General features: G+C 68.2%; 19 protein-coding genes. 8 read left to right on the top strand and 11 right to left on the bottom strand.

Translation table 11 applies throughout. The annotated features are described in order from the left end of the window. Positions 1-386 precede the first annotated feature (386 nt). Positions 387-1,037, top strand: coding sequence for an amino acid ABC transporter permease (locus PKA16_RS10890; RefSeq protein WP_324403181.1), 651 nt, complete (start codon positions 387-389; stop codon positions 1,035-1,037). A gap of 261 nt (positions 1,038-1,298) precedes the next feature. After that, positions 1,299-2,051, top strand: a complete 753-nt coding sequence (locus PKA16_RS10895; RefSeq protein WP_324403234.1) for an amino acid ABC transporter ATP-binding protein — start codon at positions 1,299-1,301, stop codon at positions 2,049-2,051. A 585-nt stretch (positions 2,052-2,636) separates the two neighbouring features. Here the strand turns inward: PKA16_RS10895 and PKA16_RS10900 are convergent. From PKA16_RS10900 to hrpA, 3 genes are all read right to left on the bottom strand, one after another. Further along, positions 2,637-3,659, bottom strand: a complete 1,023-nt coding sequence (locus PKA16_RS10900; RefSeq protein WP_324403183.1) for an adenylate/guanylate cyclase domain-containing protein — start codon at positions 3,657-3,659, stop codon at positions 2,637-2,639. Between the two features lie 765 nt (positions 3,660-4,424). Continuing rightward, the gene (locus PKA16_RS10905) at positions 4,425-5,417 is read right to left on the bottom strand and encodes an FHA domain-containing protein (protein ID WP_324403185.1); all 993 of its coding nucleotides are present in this window, start codon (positions 5,415-5,417) and stop codon (positions 4,425-4,427) included. 76 nt (positions 5,418-5,493) lie between these two features. Beyond that, positions 5,494-9,591 carry an ATP-dependent RNA helicase HrpA gene (hrpA, locus tag PKA16_RS10910; RefSeq protein ID WP_324403187.1) on the bottom strand — a complete coding sequence of 1,366 codons (4,098 nt, stop codon included), beginning with the start codon at positions 9,589-9,591 and terminating at the stop codon, positions 5,494-5,496. A gap of 218 nt (positions 9,592-9,809) precedes the next feature. Here hrpA and PKA16_RS10915 point away from each other — a divergent pair, with 218 nt between their 5' ends. From PKA16_RS10915 to PKA16_RS10935, 5 genes are all read left to right on the top strand, one after another. Further along, entirely contained in the window at positions 9,810-10,928 is a 1,119-nt protein-coding gene (locus tag PKA16_RS10915; RefSeq protein ID WP_324403189.1) for a branched-chain amino acid ABC transporter substrate-binding protein, read from the top strand. A 134-nt stretch (positions 10,929-11,062) separates the two neighbouring features. Beyond that, positions 11,063-11,989 carry a high-affinity branched-chain amino acid ABC transporter permease LivH gene (gene livH, locus PKA16_RS10920; protein ID WP_324403191.1) on the top strand — a complete coding sequence of 309 codons (927 nt, stop codon included), beginning with the start codon at positions 11,063-11,065 and terminating at the stop codon, positions 11,987-11,989. Between the two features lie 11 nt (positions 11,990-12,000). Next, positions 12,001-13,251, top strand: a complete 1,251-nt coding sequence (locus PKA16_RS10925; protein ID WP_324403236.1) for a high-affinity branched-chain amino acid ABC transporter permease LivM — start codon at positions 12,001-12,003, stop codon at positions 13,249-13,251. Beyond that, positions 13,251-14,021 (top strand): high-affinity branched-chain amino acid ABC transporter ATP-binding protein LivG, encoded by a 771-nt coding sequence (gene livG / locus PKA16_RS10930; RefSeq protein WP_324403193.1) that lies wholly within the window; start codon positions 13,251-13,253, stop codon positions 14,019-14,021. Before PKA16_RS10925 ends, livG begins: the two co-directional genes overlap by 1 nt. 8 nt (positions 14,022-14,029) lie before the next feature. Then, positions 14,030-14,731, top strand: coding sequence for an ABC transporter ATP-binding protein (locus PKA16_RS10935; protein ID WP_324403195.1), 702 nt, complete (start codon positions 14,030-14,032; stop codon positions 14,729-14,731). Positions 14,732-15,043: 312 nt separating this feature from the next. On the opposite strand, the gene rimM is transcribed toward PKA16_RS10935, so the two are convergent. Beyond that, complete coding sequence (rimM, locus tag PKA16_RS10940; RefSeq protein WP_324403197.1) at positions 15,044-15,610, bottom strand: ribosome maturation factor RimM; 567 nt, start codon at positions 15,608-15,610, stop codon at positions 15,044-15,046. Between the two features lie 17 nt (positions 15,611-15,627). After that, positions 15,628-15,891: a 30S ribosomal protein S16 gene (gene rpsP / locus PKA16_RS10945; protein WP_324403199.1), complete on the bottom strand. Its 264-nt coding sequence runs from the start codon at positions 15,889-15,891 to the stop codon at positions 15,628-15,630. 180 nt (positions 15,892-16,071) lie between these two features. Here rpsP and PKA16_RS10950 point away from each other — a divergent pair, with 180 nt between their 5' ends. Then, positions 16,072-16,530: an NINE protein gene (locus PKA16_RS10950; protein WP_324403201.1), complete on the top strand. Its 459-nt coding sequence runs from the start codon at positions 16,072-16,074 to the stop codon at positions 16,528-16,530. 76 nt (positions 16,531-16,606) lie between these two features. Here the strand turns inward: PKA16_RS10950 and PKA16_RS10955 are convergent, their stop codons facing one another. From PKA16_RS10955 to PKA16_RS10980, 6 genes are all read right to left on the bottom strand, one after another. Continuing rightward, complete coding sequence (locus PKA16_RS10955) at positions 16,607-17,617, bottom strand: inorganic phosphate transporter (RefSeq protein WP_324403203.1); 1,011 nt, start codon at positions 17,615-17,617, stop codon at positions 16,607-16,609. 44 nt (positions 17,618-17,661) lie between these two features. Next, a complete protein-coding gene (locus PKA16_RS10960; protein WP_324403205.1) occupies positions 17,662-18,309 on the bottom strand; it encodes a DUF47 domain-containing protein in 648 nt (215 codons plus the stop codon). A gap of 103 nt (positions 18,310-18,412) precedes the next feature. Next, a complete protein-coding gene (locus tag PKA16_RS10965; RefSeq protein WP_324403207.1) occupies positions 18,413-18,769 on the bottom strand; it encodes a DMT family protein in 357 nt (118 codons plus the stop codon). A gap of 38 nt (positions 18,770-18,807) precedes the next feature. Further along, complete coding sequence (gene folK / locus PKA16_RS10970; protein WP_324403209.1) at positions 18,808-19,299, bottom strand: 2-amino-4-hydroxy-6-hydroxymethyldihydropteridine diphosphokinase; 492 nt, start codon at positions 19,297-19,299, stop codon at positions 18,808-18,810. 5 nt (positions 19,300-19,304) lie between these two features. After that, positions 19,305-20,903 carry a polynucleotide adenylyltransferase PcnB gene (pcnB, locus tag PKA16_RS10975; protein WP_324403212.1) on the bottom strand — a complete coding sequence of 533 codons (1,599 nt, stop codon included), beginning with the start codon at positions 20,901-20,903 and terminating at the stop codon, positions 19,305-19,307. After that, positions 20,900-21,574 (bottom strand): HAD family hydrolase, encoded by a 675-nt coding sequence (locus PKA16_RS10980; RefSeq protein ID WP_324403238.1) that lies wholly within the window; start codon positions 21,572-21,574, stop codon positions 20,900-20,902. The genes pcnB and PKA16_RS10980 overlap by 4 nt, the downstream gene beginning before the upstream one ends. Positions 21,575-21,616 lie beyond the last annotated feature (42 nt).

Consider the following 21,616-nt stretch of genomic DNA (forward strand, 5'->3'; position numbering starts at 1 on the left):
CTCCCCCCTCAAGGGGGCGCAGCCTGTGGCCAGGGGGACCCCGGCCACGGCTGCCACTGGCATGGCCTGCTCCGCGGCCTCTGGTGCGGTGGCGTTTCATGCGATGCGGGTCGCACGAAGCGCGGTGGAGTAACTGAGATGAAACACTCCCGTGGCTCCACTCGCTGCGCGATGTTGCGCCTCCCCCTGAGCACCGTCCGGCCGCCCGAAGGTGCGAGGGCCCCCTGCGGGGGCAGCGCAGCGTGGGGGGGTATCGTGTCGGAGGCGCAGCCTGTGGCCAGGGGGACCCCGGCCACGGCTGCCGCTGGCATGGCCTGCTCCGCTGCCACCTGACCCGGCCTGGATCAACCGCCTGACCGTGTCCCGATAGCACTCCCGCATCGGTGATGGACTACCTGCTGCGCATCCTGCCGCCGCTGTTCGACGGCGCAGGGGTCACGCTGGGCCTGTTCTTCGTCACCCTGGCGCTGTCGCTGCCGCTCGGCCTGGCGCTGGCGCTGGCGCGGCTGTCGCGCTGGCAGGCGCTGCGCCACGCCGTCAGCAGCTTCATCTGGCTGATGCGCGGCACGCCGCTGATGCTGCAGCTGTTGTTCGTCTACTACGCGCTGCCCTTCGTGCCGGTGGTCGGAGTGCGTCTGCCCGACTACCCCTCGGCGGTGGTGGCCTTCACCCTCAACTACGCCGCCTACTTCGCCGAGATCCTGCGCGCCGGCATCCAGTCGATCGACCGCGGCCAGTACGAGGGCGCGAAGGCGCTGGGCATGAGCTACGCGCAGACCATGCGCCGCATCGTCATGCCCCAGGTCTGGCGCAACACGCTGCCGCCGCTGGCCAACGAGACCATCACCCTGGTCAAGGACACCTCGCTCATCTACGTGCTGGCGCTCAACGACCTGCTGCGCGCCGCGCGCGGCATCGTGCAGCGCGACTTCAGCATCACGCCCTTCCTGGTTGCCGCCGTCTTCTACCTGCTGATGACGCTGGTGCTGACCTGGGTCTTCCAGCGCCTGGAACGGCGTCACGCGCAGCATGTGTGAACACCCCGCTGAGGCGCTGCGCGCCCACGTGCCCGGCGCCAGCGACGACGGCTCTTCGACCCGTCCGCGCCTGCGCAGGCAGGCCTGGAGCGTGGACCTCGGCCCCCTCTCTCTCGAGGGGCATCGACGCCGATGCCCGGCACGGGTCCGGCCATGGCGTTCGAGGGCATGGCCTGCTCCACGGCGATCTGGCCGACTGGCTTCACCATCCGGAGATCGGCAATGATCCAGCATTCGTTGGCGACAGACCTGTCTCGTCCGATGGTGCGCGCCACCGGCCTGCACAAGCACTTCGGCACGCTGCACGTGCTCCGCGGCGTCTCGCTCACGGTGGAACGCGGTGAGGTGGTGGCGATCCTGGGCCCCTCGGGCTCGGGCAAGTCGACCCTGCTGCGCTGCCTCAACCACCTGGAGACCGTGGAGCGCGGCGAGATCGAGATCGCCGGCCGGCTGCTGGCGCGCGCCGATGCGGCCGGGGTCGCGCACTACCCGCCGGAGAGCGAGGTACGCAGCGTCTGCCAGGCCACCGGCATGGTGTTCCAGCACTTCAACCTGTTTCCGCACCTGACGGTCCTCGGCAACCTAATCGAGGCGCCGATGACGGTGCGCAAGATGGCGCGCGCCGACATCGTGCCGCTGGCCGAAAGCCTGCTGGCCAAGGTGGGCCTGGGCGACAAGCGCGACGCCTATCCGGCGCGCCTGTCGGGCGGCCAGAAGCAGCGCGTCGCGATTGCCCGGGCGCTGGCCATGCAACCCGAAATCCTGCTGTTCGACGAACCCACCAGCGCGCTCGACCCCGAACTGACGGGCGAGGTGCTGCGCACCATGCGCCAGCTCGCCACCGAGCGCATGACCATGCTGGTGGTCACGCACGAGATGGCGTTCGCGCGCGAAGTCGCCAATCGCGTGGTCTTCATGGACGAAGGCCAGGTGGCCTGCGAACAGCCGGCGCACGAGTTCTTCGCCAGCCCACGCCACGAGCGCGCGCGCGCCTTCCTCGCCAACATGCTATGACGCGGCGCGCTCCTGCTGCGCCAGCATGCGCTGCCAGGCCGCGCTGGAGTCAACCTGGAAACCGCAGTTGACCGCTTGCGGGCGTCTCGGAACCCGCGTGGCTATTGATTTCCAATCCTTCGTTGGCGCTCACCTGTCGGGTGAGCGCGCCATGTACCCGCCAGCACCGCGCTGGCCGCGCCATGCCGCGTTGCGCGTCGCGCGGCACACCCGCGCGGCCTCCTCACCCTTGCAGGGCGCGCCCATCAAGGCACGGGCGGGTGCATCCGACTGCAGTTTCCAGGGTCACCGGTGGCGCATCACCTCGCTGCGCTTCAACCCGAGCCGGACGGCTGGATGCGCCCGCCCGCACCCGACCGGTGGGCGCGCTGGGGGTGACCAGGATCTGTTGCTCCACCGCGCTCCGCGCCACCCCCGACGCATGAAGCCCAGGGGATCCGGAGGCCGCGGAGCCGGCCAATCGGGGCGTCGCTGGCCGGGGCGTCCCTGGTCACGGCATGGCCCCCTCGGAAGAAGGAACGCAGAGACTCGACGGGCGCTTCGCTTGAGCGGGATGGAGCGCAGCGACCCAGAGAATGCCTCACCTCATACAGAGGAACGCGACAGCAGCGGCGGGCGCTGCTCGCGGGCCGCGACTGGCGTCCCCAGCACCTGGAAGGTCAGCACCGGCACGCTGAAATCCGAGAACGGGGCGCCGAGTGCAATCTCGCCGGTCGAATGCAGCAGGCACTGGGTGCGCCGCAACGCCAGTTCGGCCTCGGGCGTCTCGGCAAAGCGGACCCAGGTGCCGAAGCTGCTGACATCGGTGAGCAGGAAGGTGCCCTGAGTCCACTCGATCTGCACATGCTGGCGCGAAACGCGCCGATCGGCGATCAGGAAATCGCTGCCGGCCGCGCGCCCGATGCGAATCGTCTGCCCCCCGGCGACAAAGGTCTTGCTGGTGTCGAGCCAGCTCAGCGCGATGCGGCAATTGGTCCCGTCGCGCAACGACTGGGCCGTGTCGAGACGCCCCGGTGCGGTCAGCAACTCCGAAGGCACGTCGTCGTTCCAGAACACCTGGAACACCGAGCGCTCCTGCGTCAGGCCGGGCACGTGGATCCGGCCCAGCGCGCGCGAGCGCACCGCGCTCTCGGACAGCAGCGTGACCCCTTCCTCATTGGAAGCCGTCACCTCCGACGGCGTGCAGCCGTAGACTTGCGACAGCACCGATTCGTCAGCCCAGATCTGGCCGGAGCCGGCCATGTCGGCCAGGCGCGCCGCCAGGTTGACCGAATCGCCGTAGGCATCGGCGTCCATCTCGATCACCGGTCCGCTGGCCAGACCGATCTTCAGGCCCATGCGCAAGGGCTTGGGTTGCCGACCCACCTGCGCCATATGGCCCTGTTGCACGAATACCGTGGCACTCACCGCCTGGATCGCGGAGGGAAAGCGCGCCAACACGCCGTCGCCCAGGTACTTGACCACGCGCCCGCCATGCGCCTGGCTCACCTGACCGATCCAGCGCGTGATCTTCGAGACGACGGCTGCGACGCGGGCGTTGCCAAACGCCTCGTACGCTGCCGAGCTGCCGCTCAGGTCCATGAAGGCGATGGTGGGATGGGTCTCCATGTGTGTCTGTGGGTTGTCCTGCTGCGCGGCGAGCGCGCATTTCCGCTTATCGAACGATTCTCGCCCGTTCGTCACGTTTTGTTAACCCAGCTGAAACCCCATTTTGTGCAATCTGTTCACACTTTCGGCCCGCATGGCACGCCGAACCGCGGTGGACAGGCCGACTCGCAGGCAACTGGTCTGGTGGTGTATCGCCCCGTCCGGCACTTGTGGAAGTTGGAAAAAGGTCTCGACAGGACGCGCCTCGCGGTCGCGCGCCGGCGCGCACCCAGACCCGTCTGGCAATCGCCACTGCGCGCCCCTGCGCCCTTGACGGTGACATCGGGCGTGCGGCCCCGCCGGGATCGTCGCCCCGTCCGGGCGCCCCGCCCCTCCCGTCTCGAGCCCATCGAAGCCACTGCAACCACGCGGCGCGCCCGTCCGCAACTCCCCGCCACGGGTTCACGCGCCCAGGGTGTACGGCGAATGCGGGGGCATCGGCGAAGACGCGATGCCCGCCGCACCACCCGCCCGCACCCTTCCCGCCGCCTGCCATGGATCCAACGTGCTCCCCGATTCGAACCCGGTCGATCTGGCACGCATCAGCATTGCGACGAACATTGCCGCCGCACCCAGCATCCCATGTCCCTTCGTGCTGCCCTCGGGCCGGGCGCCATCAGTGCCCCGGCAGCCAACAGGAGAAAAGCATCGGGACTGTTCTCCTGCGGCGAAGAGGCGTCAGGGGCACCGCCTTCGGTTCGAATCGACATTCATATTCAAATCTGCTCAGGGATCCGTCTCGAACGAAACAACCGTCGTACTATAGTCGGTAAAATTTCCACCCAATGCCATCTCACCCCTGGACAACAGCGAACAGGCGGTTCGCTTCAGTTGCATCACATTGGATTCCCCATCAAATCTGACAAAAGTCCCGTATCGACTCATATCCACGAGAATGAGATCACCATCCACACAGCGAATCTGGACATGCTCTCTTGAAACCCGATTATCGCCCACGACGAAGTCGTTTTCGACGCTTCGCCCAACATGCACGCAACCCTTTCCAATTTCAAATGTCTTCTCTTCCCCCAGCCAACCGAGCTTGATCCTTCGCACTCCTCGATCAACAGGCTCCTCTTCCTCCAGAAGACTGGGAACCGTCAAGGCGTTGGCCAGACTCGGCCGCCACAGGATCTGAAACGCTTCGCGCTGCTGTTCGAACCCTGGCAGACTGACATGGCCCAACGAACGGTATTTCACCTCTGCCGGGCTCAACACCCGCGCAGTCTGGTCGCGCAATACTTCGGCCGGATCGTCCCAATGTTGGTTCAGTCCGTTTCTTATGAAGGATTCATCCGCCAATATTCCCTCGATGCTTGCCATTCTTGACAGGTGTGCAGATGAATTCATGATGGCCTGGAAATTTTCGCCTCTTATCCTTTCGACCAGACCGTGCGCCAGCCCGATCTTGATCTGCATGTCAAGATCCTCCGGCCATTTGCCAAGCAATGCGGCATGCTCCCGATGCCGGGACAATTGCGATTCGAAATCTGCCTTGACATAAACGGATGCACTCAACCCCAATATCGGAACAGGAAACTCCGCCACCAGACCGTTTTCCAGGACTCTGATTTCGGTCCCGCCATATGCCGTACAGATTCGCCCGACCCAATCGGTCATTTGAGAAAACGTCTCTGCCACCAGATTGTTCTTGACGACGTCAAACGCCGATGAACTGGTTGACAGATCAAAAAACGCCACGGTTGCCTGGGTTGACATGCCTTGATTTCTTGCAATGGGAAGGAAAAGTGTTACATGATGTATATCATGGAGTCGCGATTTATAGCACAAGTTCTCACATTCCCTGCAAGCCCAGTTGCCCCCAGATCTTCTCCAACCGTTTCCCACTGACCGGCTGCGCCGTGCGCAGCTCCTGGGCAAACAGGCTCACGCGCAGTTCCTCCAGCAACCAGCGCAATTCCTGCAGTCGCGCGTCCTGCTGGCCCTTGCGCGCCGCCACCACGCGCCAGAAACGCTGCTCCTGCGCGCGCGCCTCGCCCATGCGCCCGGCGTCGCGCACCGGGTCGGCGCGCAGCTTGTCCATGCGCAGCACGATGGCCCTCAGGTAGCGCGGGAAATGCTGCAGCGCGGCCCAGGGCGTGGCCGTGAGGAAATCCCTGGGCACCAGGCGCTGCAGTTGCTCGGTGGCGTCGCGCACGGCGTCGGCGGCACCCCGGGTGTCGCGCAGCTTGCGCAGGACCGCCGCGTGCTCGGCCAGGATGGTGCCCGCCAGACGCGCCACCTCACCGGCGATCAGGGCCAGGCGCGCGCGCCCCTCCGCGGCGCGGCGCGCGAACTCTTCCCGCGTGGCCGGCAACGGCTCGGCAAGGAAGGCGCGCTCCAGTGCCACGTCGATGATCTGCTGGCGCAACTCCTCGGCCGTGCCGCCACCGGCGCCATCGGGCGTGCGTCCGACCTGCAGGTAGGCCACGGCCATCTTCTGCAGGTCGGGCACGTTTTTTTCCAGGTACTTCAGTCCGTCACGCACTTGCAGCGCGAACAGGCGCCGCAGCCCCTGGCGGTGCCGGGCGGCGGCGATTTCGGGTTCGTCAAACACCTCGATGACAACAGCATCGCCCTGGTCGACCAGCGCCGGGAAGCCGATCAGGACCTGGCCCTTGCGCCGGATTTCCATCAGCTCGGGCAGTTCCCCGAAGTCCCAGCCGGTGTAGCGCGTCTCGGCCGACAGCAGCGGACGGGCTTCGGCCGTGGCCGGGACAGCCGCGGCGACGGGCGCCGGCGCGTCGGACGGCGCGCCCGGGCGCGCGGGCCGGACGCTCTTGAGCGCCGCCAGTGCCTGGAACGCGCCGCGCGCCTCGCCACCCAGTTCGGCCTTCAGCGCCGCCAGGTTGCGCCCCGTGCCGCGCTGGCGACCGTGTTCATCGACCACGCGGAAGTTCATGAACAAGTGCGCTGGCACCATGTCGAGCTTGAAGTCGGTACGCGCGACAGGCAGGCTGGTGACCTCGCGCACCCGGGCCAGCAGGGCGTCGAGCAGGCTGCCCTGGCCAAAGGCCTCGGGCGCGCCCAGGGCCTCGGCCAGCAGGGCCGCGCTCGCCGGCAGCGGCACGAAGCGGCTCCGCGGCTTCTGCGGCAGGCTCTTGAGCAGCGCCTGGATCTTGTCCTTCAGCATGCCCGGCACCAGCCACTCGCAGCGCGCCTCGCTGACCTGGTTCAGCACGAACAGCGGCACCGTCACGGTCACGCCGTCACGGGCATCGCCCGGCGCGTGCAGGTAGCTGGCGGCGCAGTCGACGCCGCCCAGGCGCACCATCTTCGGGAACGCCGCGGTGGTGATGCCCGCCGCCTCGTGCCGCATGAGCTCCTCGCGGGTCAGGCGCAGCAGGCCGGGATCGGCACGGCTCGCCTCGCGCCACCAGCGCTCGAAGTCGCGCCCGTTGCTGATGCCCTGGGGGACCTGGCTGTCGTAGAAGGCGTGGATCAGCGCCTCGTCCACCAGCACGTCCTGACGCCGGCTCTTGTGTTCCAGCTCCTCGACCTGGGCAATGGTTCTCAGGTTGGCCGCCAGGAACGGCAGGCGCCGCGCCCACTCATCGGGCCACTCGCCGCCGACCAGTGCCTCGCGGATGAAGATCTCGCGCGCGCCCTGCGGATCGGCCGCGCCGTAGCTCCTGCGCCGGCCGCTGTAGACCAGCAGGCCATGGAGCGTCGCGCGCTCGAAGGCAATCACGTCCTGCGCCTTCTTCTCCCAGTGCGGCTCGACCAGCTGCTTCTTCAGCAGGTGCGCGCCAATCTCCTCCAGCCACGGCGGCTCGATCGTCGCGATGCCACGGCCGAACAGGCGCGTCGTCTCCACCAGCTCGGCGCACATGATCCACTTGCCCGGACGCTTGCTCAGGTGCGCGCCGGGATGGCGGTGAAACTTGATGCCACGCGCGCCCAGATACTCACCGCTCTGCGCGCCGTTGCCTTCCAGCCTGCAGCCCACGTTGCCCAGCAGGCCGGCAAGCAGCGACTTGTGCAAGGCCTCGTAGCCGCAGGGCCGGGTGTTCTCGACCCAACGCTGATCGGCCACCACGGTGTGCAGCTGGGCGTGGACGTCGCGCCACTCGCGCACGCGGCGCACGCTGATGAAGTTCTGGCGCAGCAGGCCTTCCCACTGACGGTTGCTGAGCTTGCGGGCCGGCGCGACGCCGCCATCGCCGCTGCCCGCGTCCAGCGCCGCGCGCGCCTGCCGCAACGCCAGCGCGGCACGCTGCGCCGGTGGCAGCGCGGCCAGGTTGACCGGTCTGCCGGCAACCCGGCCCTCGCGCGCGGCCATCTCGGCACGGGTCCGGGCCACCGGCCCGCCTCCGCGCGCGTCGTGCAGCGAGTGCCACAGGCGCAGGTAGCCGGAAAACTCGCTTTTCTCATCGTCGAACTTGGCATGCGCCTGGTCGGCCTGGGCCTGGCTGTCCAGCGGCCGGTCGCGCACGTCGGGCACGCTCAGCGCGGCGGCGATCACCAGCACCTCGCGCAGGGCGCCGCGCTGGCGCGCTTCCAGGATCATGCGGCCGACGCGCGGATCCAGCGGCAGGCGCGCCAGCTCCAGGCCGAGCGGCGTGAGCTGCTGCGCCTCGTCCAGCGCGCCGAGTTCCTGCAGCAGCTGCACGCCATCGGCGATGGCGCGGCCCGAGGGCGCGTCGAGGAACGGGAAGTCCTCCACGCGCCCGCCGCTGCCGCCCAGGCGCAGGCTCTTCATGCGCAGGATCACGGCCGCCAGCGAGGAGCGCAGGATCTCCGGGTCGGTGAACCGCGGGCGGCCGGCGAAGTCCTGCTCGTCGTAGAGCCGGATGCAGACGCCATCCGCCACGCGGCCGCAGCGACCCGCGCGCTGGTCGGCCGCCGCCTGGCTGATGGGCTCGACCAGCAGCTGCTCCACCTTGCTGCGGTAGCTGTAGCGCTTGACGCGCGCCGTGCCCGGATCGATGACGTAGCGGATGCCCGGTACCGTGAGCGAGGTCTCGGCCACGTTGGTGGCCAGCACGATGCGTGGCGCGCCGTGCGGCGCGAACACGCGATCCTGTTCGGCCTGCGACAGGCGCGCGAACAGGGGCAGGATCTCGGCGCCGCGCGTGAGCGGGCTGTGCGACAGGTGGCGGCGCAGATGGTCGGCGGCCTCGCGGATCTCGCGCTCGCCGGGCAGGAACACCAGGATGTCCCCTTGCGGCCGGCCGGTCCAGAGCTCGTCCACGGCCTCGGCGATGGCGTCGTTCAGATCGTGGTCGCGGCTTTCCTCGAACGGTCGCCAGCGCTGCTCGACCGGGTACATGCGGCCCGAGACCTGCAGCACCGGCGCCGGCCGCCCGCTGGCGTCGGCGAAGTGGCGCGCGAAGCGATCGGCGTCGATGGTGGCCGAGGTGATGATCAGCTTGAGGTCCGGGCGCCGCGGCAGGATCTGCTTCAGGTAGCCGAGCAGGAAGTCGATGTTCAGGCTGCGCTCGTGCGCCTCGTCGATGATCAGGGTGTCGTAGGCCTGCAGCAGCGGATCGGTCTGGGTCTCGGCCAGCAGGATGCCGTCGGTCATCAGCTTGATCGTGGCGCCCGGAGCGAGCCGGTCCTGGAAGCGCACCTTGTAGCCCACCACCTCGCCCAGCGGCGTCTTCAGTTCCTCGGCGATGCGCCGTGCCACGCTGCTGGCGGCGATGCGCCGCGGCTGGGTGTGGCCGATCAGGCGGCCGCGCTCGCCCGGCTTCACGGGCTGCCGCCCGCGCCCGAGCGCGAGCGCGATCTTGGGCAGTTGCGTGGTCTTGCCCGAACCCGTCTCGCCGCAGACGATGACCACCGGGTGGGCACGCAGCGCATCCTCGATCTCGGCGCGGCGCGCGCTGACCGGCAACTCGGCGGGAAACTCGATCGTGGGCGCGGTGGGAATGGACGGCGGCGCGGACATGAATGGCCCGATTATCCGCACGCAGTGGCGGCTGCGTGGCGCTGCCGCTGGCAGCGCCCGGCCCCGTGCCACCGTCAAGCGCCCGCCCCTGCTCGGGTTTGCCTGATTCGATTTCAGGCCAGAAGACAGTAGACTTGCGGTTCTGGCCAGGCCGGGCGCCGGACGGTTGGTTCGTGCCCAGACCTGATTTCCAACCTGTCAAGCTGAAGAGAGATTCCATGACCCCATCCTTTCGCATGAAGACCGTCGCCGCCGCCCTGGGCGTGGCCGGCCTGCTCGCGTTCTCTGCCGCTCACGCGCAGATCAAGATCGCGATGGTGATTCCCGCCACCGGGCCGCTGACGCAGTACGGCGACATGGTCAAGGAGGGCGTGACCACGGCCGTCGAGATGGTCAACGCCGCCGGCGGCGTGAACGGCAAGCAAGTCGAGACCGTCGTCGTCGACGACGCCTGCGAGCCCAAGCAGGGCCCGGTGGCCGCCAACCGCGTGGTCAACGACAAGATTCACTACGTGGTCGGCCCGGTATGCTCGGGTGCCGCCATCGCCGCCGCGCCGATCTACAACAACGAAGGCGTGGTCGTGGTGACGCCCTCGGCCACCTCGCCCAACCTGACCGACGGCAAGAACTTCCACTTCATCTTCCGCACCATCGGTCGTGACGACCAGCAGGGCCCGTCGGCCGCCAAGTTCATCGCCGAGAAGATCAAGCCGAAGAAAGTCGCCGTGCTGCACGACAAGCAGTCCTACGGCCAGGGCATCGCCGCCAACGTGCGCGACGACCTGAAGAAGGCGGGTATCGACGTGGTGCTGTTCGAGGGCATCAATGCCGGCGACAGCGACTACTCGGCCGTCATCACCAAGCTCAAGAGCGCGGGCGTGGACTTCGTCTACTACGGCGGCTACCACCCCGAGATGGGCCTGCTGCTGCGCCAGGCCGGCGAGCAGGGCCTGAAGGTCAAGATGATGGGCCCCGAGGGTGTCGGCAATCCGGAGATCAACGCGATTGCCGGTCCGGCCGTGGAAGGCATGCTGCTCACGCTGCCGGCCGACTTCTCGACCAACCCCAAGAACGCCGCCATCGTCAAGGCCTTCAAGGACAAGAAGCGTGATCCCTCGGGCGCCTTCCAGCTGACCGCCTATGCCGCGACCCAGGTCATCCTCGACAGTGTCAAGGCCGTCGGCGACGATGCCGCCAAGGTGGCGGACTACTTGCACAAGACCACGTTCGAGACGCCGATCGGCTCGGTCGCCTGGGACAGCAAGGGCGACCTGAAGGCGTTCGAATTCGAGGTCTTCGAATGGCACAAGGACGGCAGCAAGTCGCTCGTCAAGTGAGTCTCGCCTCCTTGTCAAGGGCATGAGCACACGCCCCGGCGCCTCCCGGCCACAAGCGGGAAGCCACGCCGGGGCGTTGCTTGTTGCGGGGTCCGCGGCGGCTCCGCCCTCTTCCGTCGATCCGGAGGTTCCCCGTGTCTGACTTCCTGGCGCAACTGATCCAGCAGCTGTTCAACGGCCTCTCGCTGGGTGCCATCTACGCCCTGATCGCCATCGGCTACACCATGGTGTACGGCATCATCGGCATGATCAACTTCGCCCATGGCGAGATCTACATGATCGGCGGCTACGTCGGTCTGGTCACCCTGTCCGCGCTGGGCGTGAACAGCGGCCTGCCGGTCTGGCTGGTGATCGGGCTGATGCTGCTGGCGGCCGTGCTGATCACCGGCGTCTACGGCTTCGCGGTCGACCAGCTCGCCTACAAGCCGCTGCGCAACAGCCCGCGCCTGGTGCCGCTGATCTCGGCCATCGGCATGTCGATCTTCCTGCAGAACTGGGTCGCCCTCGGACAGGGCGCGCGCGACATGGCCGTGCCGGCGCTGCTGCCCGGTGCCTTCCGCTTCGGCGGCGACGGCGGCTTCGAGATCTTCGTACCGTACGCGCGGGTGCTGGTGATCGCGGTCACCGTGGTGCTGATGGTGCTGCTGACGCTCTACATTCGCGGCTCGCGCATGGGCCGGGCCTCGCGCGCCTGCTCGCAGGACATGCACATGGCCAACCTGCTGGGCATCGACACCAACCGCGTGATCTCGTTCACCTTCGTGCTGGGTGCCATGCTGGCCGCCGTCGGCGGCATCCTGATCGCGCTGGCGGTCGGCAAGCTCAATCCCTTCATCGGCTTCATCGCCGGCATCAAGGCCTTCACGGCCGCGGTGCTCGGCGGCATCGGCTCGATCCCCGGCGCCATGCTGGGCGGCGTGCTGCTGGGCATCGCCGAAACCCTGGCTGCGGCCTACATCTCGTCCGAGTACAAGGACATCGTGGCCTTCACCGTGCTGGTGCTGGTGCTGCTGGTGCGCCCGAGCGGCCTGCTGGGCAAGCCGGAAGTGGAGAAGGTCTGATGGCCACGAACATGACCCCCAAGCTGCGCCCGAACTGGCGCCAGAATCTGTCGCTCGCGCTGGGCGCCACCATCATCACGGCCCTGCTGGTGGGGCCGATCTTCGGGCTGCGGCTGGAGCGCATGGGCGCGCGCACCGTCATCGACCCGCAGTGGGACAAGGTCGCCTGGGCCTGCCTGGCGGTATTCCTGGTGCAGTTCGCACGCCCCTGGATCACGGGCCACACCACGCGCCGCATCCCCTGGCCGACGCTGCCGGCGATCCCCGATCGACATCGCAGCCTGGTGCTCACCGTGGTGCTGCTGGTGGCCGTGAGCTGGCCCTTCATGGCCGGGCGCAACGCGGTGGACATCGCCACGCTGGCGCTGATCTACGTCATGCTGGGCCTGGGCCTGAACATCGTGGTCGGCTTTGCCGGCCTGCTCGACCTGGGGTTCGTCGGGTTCTACGCCACCGGCGCCTACACCTTCGCCCTGCTCTACCACTGGGCGGGCTGGAGCTTCTGGCAGGCGCTGCCGCTGACGGGCGCCATGTCGGCGCTGTTCGGCTTCATCCTCGGTTTTCCGGTGCTTCGGCTGCGCGGCGACTACCTGGCCATCGTCACGCTGGGCTTCGGCGAGATCATCCGGCTGCTGCTGGTCAACCTGACGGGCTTCACCGGCGGACCGGACGGCATCTCGGGCCTGCCCAAGCCCTCGGTGTTCGGCCTGGAGATGGCGCGCAGCGCCAGCGCCGAGGGCGCCACCACCTTCCACCAGTTCCTCGGCCTCGAGTTCAACTCGATGCACATGGTGATCTTCCTCTACCTGATGGCGCTGACGCTGGCCGTCGTCACGCTGTGGTTCTCGAACCGCCTGCTGCGCATGCCGATCGGCCGCGCCTTGGAGGCACTGCGCGAGGACGAGATCGCCTGCCGCTCGCTCGGCCTGAGCCCGATGAACATCAAGCTCTCCGCCTTCACCATGGGCGCCATGTTCGCCGGCTTCGGCGGGGCCTTCTTTGCCGCCCGCCAGGGCATCGTCAACCCCGAATCCTTCACCTTCATCGAGTCGGCGCTGATCCTGGCCATCGTCGTGCTGGGCGGCATGGGCTCGCAGCTCGGCGTGATCCTGGCGGCCATCCTGATCACCGTGCTGCCCGAGTTCGCGCGCGAGTTCTCCGAATACCGCATGCTGGTGTTCGGCCTGGTGATGATCGTCATGATGGTCTGGCGCCCGCAGGGCCTGCTGCCGATGAAACGGCGCCACGTGGAGGTCTCGTGATGGCCGGCGAGCACTTCCTCGAGGTCGAGGGCCTGAGCATGCGCTTCGGCGGCCTGCTGGCCGTCGACGGCATCGAATTTGGCGTGAAGGAGCGCGAGATCTTCGCCATCATCGGCCCGAACGGTGCCGGCAAGACCACGGTCTTCAACTGCATCAGCGGCTTCTACAGGCCCACCACGGGCCGCATCCGCCTGCAGGGACGCGAAATCGCCGGCCTGGGCAGCCACACGGTGGCACGCCACGGCGTGGTGCGCACCTTTCAGAACGTGCGCCTGTTCAAGACCATGACGGCGCTGGAGAACCTGCTGGTGGCGCAGCACCGCCACCTGAAGACCTCGCTGCCGGCGGGCCTGTTCAAGACCCGGGCCTACCGCGAAAGCGAGAAAAGGGCGCTCGAGCGCGCCCTGCATTGGCTCGACTACATGGAACTGCGCGAATTCGCGAACCGGCCCGCCGGCAACCTCGCCTACGGCCACCAGCGACGCCTGGAGATCGCGCGCTGCATGGTCACCGAGCCGCGCGTGCTGATGCTGGACGAGCCCGCGGCCGGCCTGAACCCGCAGGAGAAGAAGGAACTGCAGGGCCTGATCCAGCAGCTGCGCCAGCAGTACGACCTGTCGGTGCTGCTGATCGAGCACGACATGAGCCTGGTGATGGGCGTGTCCGAGCGCATCCTGGTGATGGAGCATGGGCGCCCGATCGCGCTCGACGTGCCGGAGGCGATCCAGAGCGACCAGCGGGTCATCAAGGCCTACCTGGGAGAAGAATGATGGCGGCAATGCTGGAAGTGAAGGAGCTGAGCACGCACTACGGCGCCATCTGCGCCGTCAACCAGGTCAGCCTGCACGTCAACCAGGGCGAGATCGTCTCGCTGATCGGCTCGAACGGGGCCGGCAAGACCTCGCTCCTGATGACGGTGTGCGGCAACCCGCGCGCCAGCGGGGGCCACGTCTACCTGGAAGGCGAGGACATCACCACCCTGCCCTCGCACCACATCATGCGCAAGGGCATTGCCGTCTCGCCCGAGGGCCGGCGCGTGTTCCCGGCGCTGACGGTGACCGAGAACCTGCAGATGGGCGGCTTCTTCCTCGACAAGGGCGAGATCCAGACCGGCATCGATCATGTGTTCGAGCTGTTTCCCCGCCTGCGCGAGCGCGCCGCGCAGCGCGCCGGCACGCTCTCGGGCGGCGAGCAGCAGATGCTGGCGATCGGCCGCGCGCTCATGAGCAAGCCGCGCCTGCTGCTGCTGGACGAACCCACGCTCGGGCTGGCGCCCCTCATCATCGCCCAGATCTTCGAGATCATCCTGACCGTGCGCCAGGAAGGCGTGACCGTGTTCCTGGTCGAGCAGAACGCGAACAAGGCACTGCAGATCGCCGACCGCGGCTACGTGCTGGAAAACGGCCGCCTGGTGCTGGAAGACACCGGCGCCAACCTGCTGAAGAACGACGCGGTGCGCAAGGCCTACCTGGGCGGTTAGGAGCGCGGGCGCCGGCTTCGGCCAGCACTGCCAGGGAATGGGCACGTGGCCCTCGACGGGAACGGTGGGCGACGCCCGCGACGGCGCCATGGCCGAGGGCTCCCCTGCCATCCTGGAGCGCGTAATTGATGGATCGGGGCAGACGGGAGAGCAAGGCCGAGGTCAAGCCCGCCGTGTTCAGTCAAAAAACGGCGGTTGGACGCGCTCGCCAGCACCGCACTCGCCGCGCCATGCAGCGTTTCTCGTCCTTGCAGGCACGCGCCTGCCGCGTCCCCGAGACCGGGTGTTGCACTTCACTGTCGAGACCGCCGTTCAATAATCCGGCTGCCAGTCGACGCGGATCCGGCGCTCCTGCAGATCCACGGCATCGACGTAGGCGCTGACGAAGGGAATCAGGCGCTCGACCGTCTTGCCGGCCACCAGCTGCTGCAAGACCAGCGTCTGCTGGGGTCCGGTGGCGAGCAGGTCAACCACCTCGCCCAACTGCAGGCCCTCGCGGTTCACCACCGCCAGCCCGATCAGGTCGACCCAGTAATACTCGTCCTCGGGCAAGGGCGGGAAATCGGCGCGCGCGACGAAGATGCGTGCGCCCTTGAGCGCTTCGGCGGCATCTCGATCGTCCACCTGCTGCGCCTTGGCCACCAGGCCATCGCCATGGGCCCGCGCCTGCGCAATGTCCAGCGCGACAGCTTCCGGAAACCCCGGCCGGGCGCCGCGTTCGGACGGTTCGAGGTACCAGCGGCGCGCGGAAAAAAGCGCCTCGGGCGAGGCGCTGTAGGGTTGGACGCTGAACCAGCCGCGGATGCCCCAGGCACCGCGCACACGCCCGACTTCGACCGCGTCGGCCGGCAACGAGGCCGGCTCGGGCAGCGGCTCCATCCGGAGGGACGGATGGCTCAGGCCGCCGCGGGCGCGGCCTTGGCGGCCGCCTGGCGAACCAGGCGCTCGACCGTGGGCGACGGCTGGGCGCCGACGCCACGCCAGTAGTTGAGCCGGTCCTGCTCGATGCGCAGGCCTTCCTGGCCCTCGACCGCGCTCGGGTTGTAGAAACCGATGCGCTCGATGAAGCGGCCATCGCGCCGCACGCGCTTGTCGGCAACCACGATGCTGTAGAAGGGACGGGCCTTGGCGCCGCCGCGGGAAAGACGAATCACGACCATGGTGGTTTGGATATCCTGTGGGTGGTTGGGCCGGACGGCGCGGGGTTGCCGGCAGCCCGGTTTCCTTCGATGCTGAGACACGCGACATGGCCACCCGGCCAGCGACACATCGAAAAGCCTATGATTATAGCTTCGTCTCGAACAGAAACAAATCACCAGACTGCTGGAGCCGGCTCATCGATGCGCACCAAGAACAAGACCGTTGCCACCTGGCTGGCCTTCCTGGGGGGGCCGCTCGGGCTGCACCGCTTCTACCTGCGGGGCCTGGGCGACTGGCTTGGATGGCTGCTGCCGATCCCGACCGCACTGGGCATCTACGGCATCGAGCGCGTGCAGCAGTTCGGGCAGGACGACCACTGGAGCTGGCTGCTGATTCCCATGTTCGGATTCACCTTCGCGGCCTGCGCGCTGACGGCGATCGTCTATGGCCTGATGACGCCCGAAAAGTGGAATGCACGCTTCAACCCGCAGGTCCCGGCCGACGCCCCGCCAGGACGCACCAACTGGTTGACCGTGTTCGGCACGGCCGGCTCGCTGCTGATCGGCACGACGGTGCTGATGGCGACCATCGCGTTCAGCTTCCAGCGCTACTACGAATACCAGATCGAGGAAGGTCGAAAGATGTCGCAGCAGGAGTGAGCGCGCATCGGATGCTGCTCGCCCGGGCTGGCCGCGGCAGGGGCCGCCCCACGCTCGGTGCAACGCTCGCCAAGTCTCAGAACAGCAGGCCGCTGATCCAGTAGGCCAGTGCGGCGACGAAGGCGCTGGCCGGAATGGTGAGAATCCAGGCCCAGACGATGTTGCCGGCCACGCCCCAGCGCACGGCCGAGGCGCGCTGGGTCGAGCCGACACCGACGATGGCGCCGGTGATGGTGTGCGTGGTCGAGACCGGGATGCCCAGCGCCGACGCCAGGAACAGCGTGAGCGCGCCCCCGGTCTCGGCGCAGAAGCCGCCCACCGGCTTGAGCTTGGTGATCTTCTGCCCCATGGTGCGCACGATGCGCCAGCCGCCGAACATCGTGCCCAGGCCGATCGCCAGGTAGCAGCTGACGATCACCCAGGTGGGCGGCAGGTCCGCGGCCGTGCTGCTGTAGCCGGTGGCGATCAGCAGCAACCAGATGATGCCGATCGTCTTCTGTGCGTCGTTGCCGCCGTGGCCCAGGCTGTAGGCACCGGCGGAAAGCAGTTGCAGGCGGCGGAACCAGCGCTCCACGCGCAGCGGCCGCGTGCGCCGGAACACCCAGGCCACCACGACCATCATCAGCGAGCCGAGCACGTAGCCGAGGAACGGCGAGACGAAGATGAAGGCGACGATCTTCAGGATGCCGGCGACCAGCAACACGTCCGTGCCCGCCTTGGCGGTGGCGGCGCCAACGATGCCTCCGATCAGCGCGTGCGACGAGCTGCTCGGGATGCCGTAGTACCAGGTCACGACGTTCCAGGCGATGGCGCCCACCAGGGCGCCAAACACCACGTGCACATCGACCACGTCCGGTTCGACGATTCCCTTGCCCACCATCGCGGCGACGCTGAGGTGAAACACGAAGATCGCCGCCACGTTGAAGAAGGCGGCAAACACCACCGCCTGGAACGGCCGCAGCACGCCGGTGGAGACGACGGTGGCGATCGAGTTGGCGGCATCGTGGAAGCCGTTCATGAAGTCGAACAGCAGCGCCAGCGCCACCAGCATCACGACGACCCAGAGGGCGCTCTGCACGATTTCCATGGAGTCAGCGGGAAGCTCTCGTCGATGCGGGCCGGATCACCTTCTCAGGAGTTTTCCAGCACGATGCCTTCGATCTGGTTGGCCACGTCCTCGCAGCGGTCGGTGATCAGCTCCAGCAGCTCATAGATGGCGCGCAGCTTGATCAGCTCGCGCACGTCCGGCTCGTGGCGGAACAGCCAGCTCATGGCACTGCGCATGACGCGGTCGGCGTCGGCTTCGAGTTCGTCGATCTCCTCGCAGATCTTGAGCGTGGCATCGGCCACCGCCGGTTCGCCGATGCGCGCCAGCAGGCGCACTGCCGCCTGCACGCGCTCGCAGCACTTGACCGACAGGTCGGTCAGGCGCCGGATCTCGTCGGTCATGTGGTGCACGTCGTACAGCGCCATGGTCTCGGCCGAGTCCTGCAGCAGGTCGGCGACGTCGTCCATGATGTTGATCAGGGCGTGGATCTGTTCGCGGTCGATCGGCGTGATGAACGTGGTGTGGATGAGCCGGTTGACTTCATGCGTGACGCGGTCGGCGGCGCGCTCGGCCTGATCGACCTCGCTGTTGTACTTCTCGCGCAGCAGCGGGTCGCCATAGTGCGTCACCAGGCTGTCGAAGGCCTGGGCAGCCTCGACGATGCAGTCCGCGTGCTGGTTGAAGAGCTCGAAAAAATTGCCCTCCTTGGGCAGCAGCTTGCTGAACAGCATGGCGCGGGGTGACGTGTCCGGATCGCGCGTGAGCGCAGTGACGGGGAGCGGTCGGAAACCGATGGGTGGAGTTTACCGTGCCGGACGGGCCAGGCCGCGTGCCTCAACCGCCACGGAAGATGAAATAGACGGCGCCCAGCATGCACAACGCCGCCCACAGGTAGTCCAGCCTGATCGGTTCCTTCAGGTAGAGCCAGGCGAACGGCACGAATACGGTGAGGGTGATCACCTCCTGCAGGATCTTCAGCTGGGCCACGCTGAATTGCTGGTGGCCGATGCGGTTGGCCGGCACCTGCAGCAGGTACTCGAACAGCGCGATGCCCCAGGACAGCAGCGCCGCCACATGCCACGGTGCGGTCGCCAGGTTGCGCAGATGGCCATACCAGGCAAAGGTCATGAAGACGTTGCTGGCAATCAGCAGCAGCACCGTCTGCAGCGGAATGGGCAGGCCGAACGACATGGGGCGGATGGGTCGTGGTGAAGATTGCGGGAAGTCCGTCAGCGTGCGCTGGCGCCCGGCAATGGGGTGCAGTCCTGCTCGCGCACCGCCGCCAGCTGCGCGGGGGTGACGCGCCGCGGGGCCAGCTCGGCCAGCGGGCGCAGCACGAAGGCGCGCTGCGCCAGCCGCGGGTGCGGCACCCGCAGTCCGGGACTGTCGATGCGGCCGTCGCCGTACAGCAGCAGGTCGAGATCGAGCGTGCGCGGGGCATTGCGGTAGGGACGCTGGCGGCCGGCGCCGCGCTCGAGCGCCTGCAACGCCTGCAGCAGCGCGGGGGCCGTCAGCTCGGTGCTCAGCTCGGCCACGGCGTTGACGAAATCAGGGCCGGCCGCATCGACCGGCGCGCTGCGATACAGGCGCGAAGCCCCCACCAGCCGCGTGCCCGGCAGGCGGGACAAGTCGTCCAGCGCGCGCTGCAGCGTCGCCACCGGATCGCCCAGGTTGGCGCCCAGCCCGACGTGGGCCGTGACGGCCGCGCGCCGATCGGCCATGGACTTCAGTCGGCAGGTGCGTCGGCGCCGGTCGCGGGCCCGCTTCCCCCGGCATCCGCGGCGGGCTTGCGCCGGCGCCGGCGCCGCTTCTTCGTGACCGCGCTGGCGCCGTCGGCTCCCGGCTCCGCGGGCGGGGCGGCGCCGCCACCGTTTGCCGTCGCCGGGCGAGACGCCGGTGGCGCCGCGCTGGTGTCGCTGGACGTGCCGCGTGCCGGGCGCGGCGCGCGCCGGGCGCGCTGCTGCTCGGCGCGCAGCTGGCGCACCAGGTCCTCGCGCGCCGAATCGTCGGCCTGGCTGAAGGCCTGCCACCAGTCGACCAGTTCCTCCTCCACCTCGCCGATGTCGGCGCGCAGGCGCAGGAAGTCGAAGCCGGCGCGAAAGCGCGACTGCTCGACCAGGGTGAAGGGCGAGTTGCCGCTGCGCCGCTCGAAACGTGGCTGCATCATCCAGATCTCGCGCATGTCGGCGCCGAGCTTGCCGCGCCCCGACACCTCGCCGATGCGGGCGTCGAACACCTCGTCGATGGCCCCCTGCAGGGCCGGAAATGCATGTTCCTTGTGCGCGAGACGCTGCTGCCAGCCGGCCAGCACATCCTGCCACAGCACGCAGGCCAGGAGGAACGAGGGCGCCACCGGCTTGCTCTCGTCGACACGCCGGTCGGTGTCCTGCAGTGCCGCCTTGACAAAGGGCTGGTCGGCACGCTGGACCACCAGGTCCAGCAGCGGATAGATGCCGCTGGCCAGGCCCAGCTTGCGCAGCTGTTCGACGCTGGCCAGCGCATGGCCGGTCTGCAGCAGCTTGAGCATTTCATCGAACAGGCGGCTCTGCGGCACGTCGGCCAGCCAGTCCTTGGCCTCGGCCAGGGGCCGCGCGGTCTTGGGTTCGAGCTTGAAGCCCAGGCGCGACAGCTTGGCGCCGAAGCGCACCGCGCGAATCACGCGCACCGGGTCCTCGCGGTAGCGCTGCGCGGCGTCGCCGATCATGCGAATCAGCTTCTTCTGCACGTCGGCCATGCCGTTGTGGTAATCGACCACGGTGCGCGTCTCGGGGTCGTAGTACATGGCGTTGACGGTGAAGTCGCGTCGCGCCGCGTCCTCCTCCTGCGGACCCCAGACGTTGTCGCGCAACACCCGGCCGTGGGCGTCGACCGCGTGCTGCAGGCCGGCCAGCTCGCGCCGGCTGGTGCGTTCGTTGCCGCCGACGTGCTCGGCGGACTCGTTGTCGAGGTAGGCGCGAAAGGTGGAGACCTCGATCACCTCATGGTCGCGGCCACGGCCGAACACGACGTGCACGATGCGAAAGCGCCGTCCGATGATGAAGGCGCGCCGGAACAGCGCCTTGACCTGCTCGGGCGTGGCGCTGGTGGCGACGTCGAAATCCTTGGGCTTCAGGCCCAGCAGCAGGTCGCGCACCGCGCCGCCGACGATGTAGGCCTCGTACCCCGCCTCCTTGAGCGTGCGCACGACGGTGGTGGCGCGTTCGTCCACCAGCGCCGGATTGATGCCGTGCGCCTGCGGCCCGTGCTCGACGCGGCGGCCGAAGGCCTTGCGCCCGTTGCTGCCGCGCGCCTTGTCGATGAGGCGGTCAATGAAGGCCTTGATCATGCGGTCTGCCCAAAGAGATCGAGGATGCGCCAGCCGCGCTGGCGCGCCAGTGCGCGCAGCCGGTCGTCCGGGTTGGTGGCGACCGGCTGCTGGGCGCGCTCGAGCAGCGGCAGGTCGTTCATGGAATCCGAGTAGAAAGTGATGCTCGCGTCGTCCCAGCCCAGGCCGCGCCCGGCCAGCCAGTCGGCCACGCGCGCGACCTTGCCCTCGCGAAACGACGGAGTGCCCCGGATCTCGCCGGAAATCCAGCCGCCCGGGCCGCGCGCCAGCTCGACCGCGATCAATTCGTCCACGCCGAACGCGTGCGCGATCGGACGCGTGACGAACTCGTTGGTGGCGGTGACGATGACGACGGCGTCACCGGCTTGCCGGTGCTGGTGCACCAGCGCGCGCGCCTGCGGCGTGATGGCCGGCGTGATCACCTCGCGCAGGAAGCGCGCCTGCGCCTGGGCCGCGGCACCCGGCCCCTGGCGACGCGCGGCGGCGGTGGCAAAGCGCACGTATTCGTGGATGTCGAGCGTGCCGGCCTGGTACTGGGCGTAGAAGGCATCGTTGCGACGCTTGAACTCGACGGCGTCGGTCCAGCCGAGCTGGGTCGTGAACTCGCCCCAGGCGTGGTCCGAATCGAGCGGCAGCAGGGTGTAGTCCAGGTCGAACAGCGCCAGCTTCAGCACGGGGGCCACCCCCGGCGCCGATTTTTCTTGCACGGCATG

This window comes from Ottowia sp., assembly GCF_035325765.1.
GTDB lineage: Bacteria > Pseudomonadota > Gammaproteobacteria > Burkholderiales > Burkholderiaceae_C > Ottowia.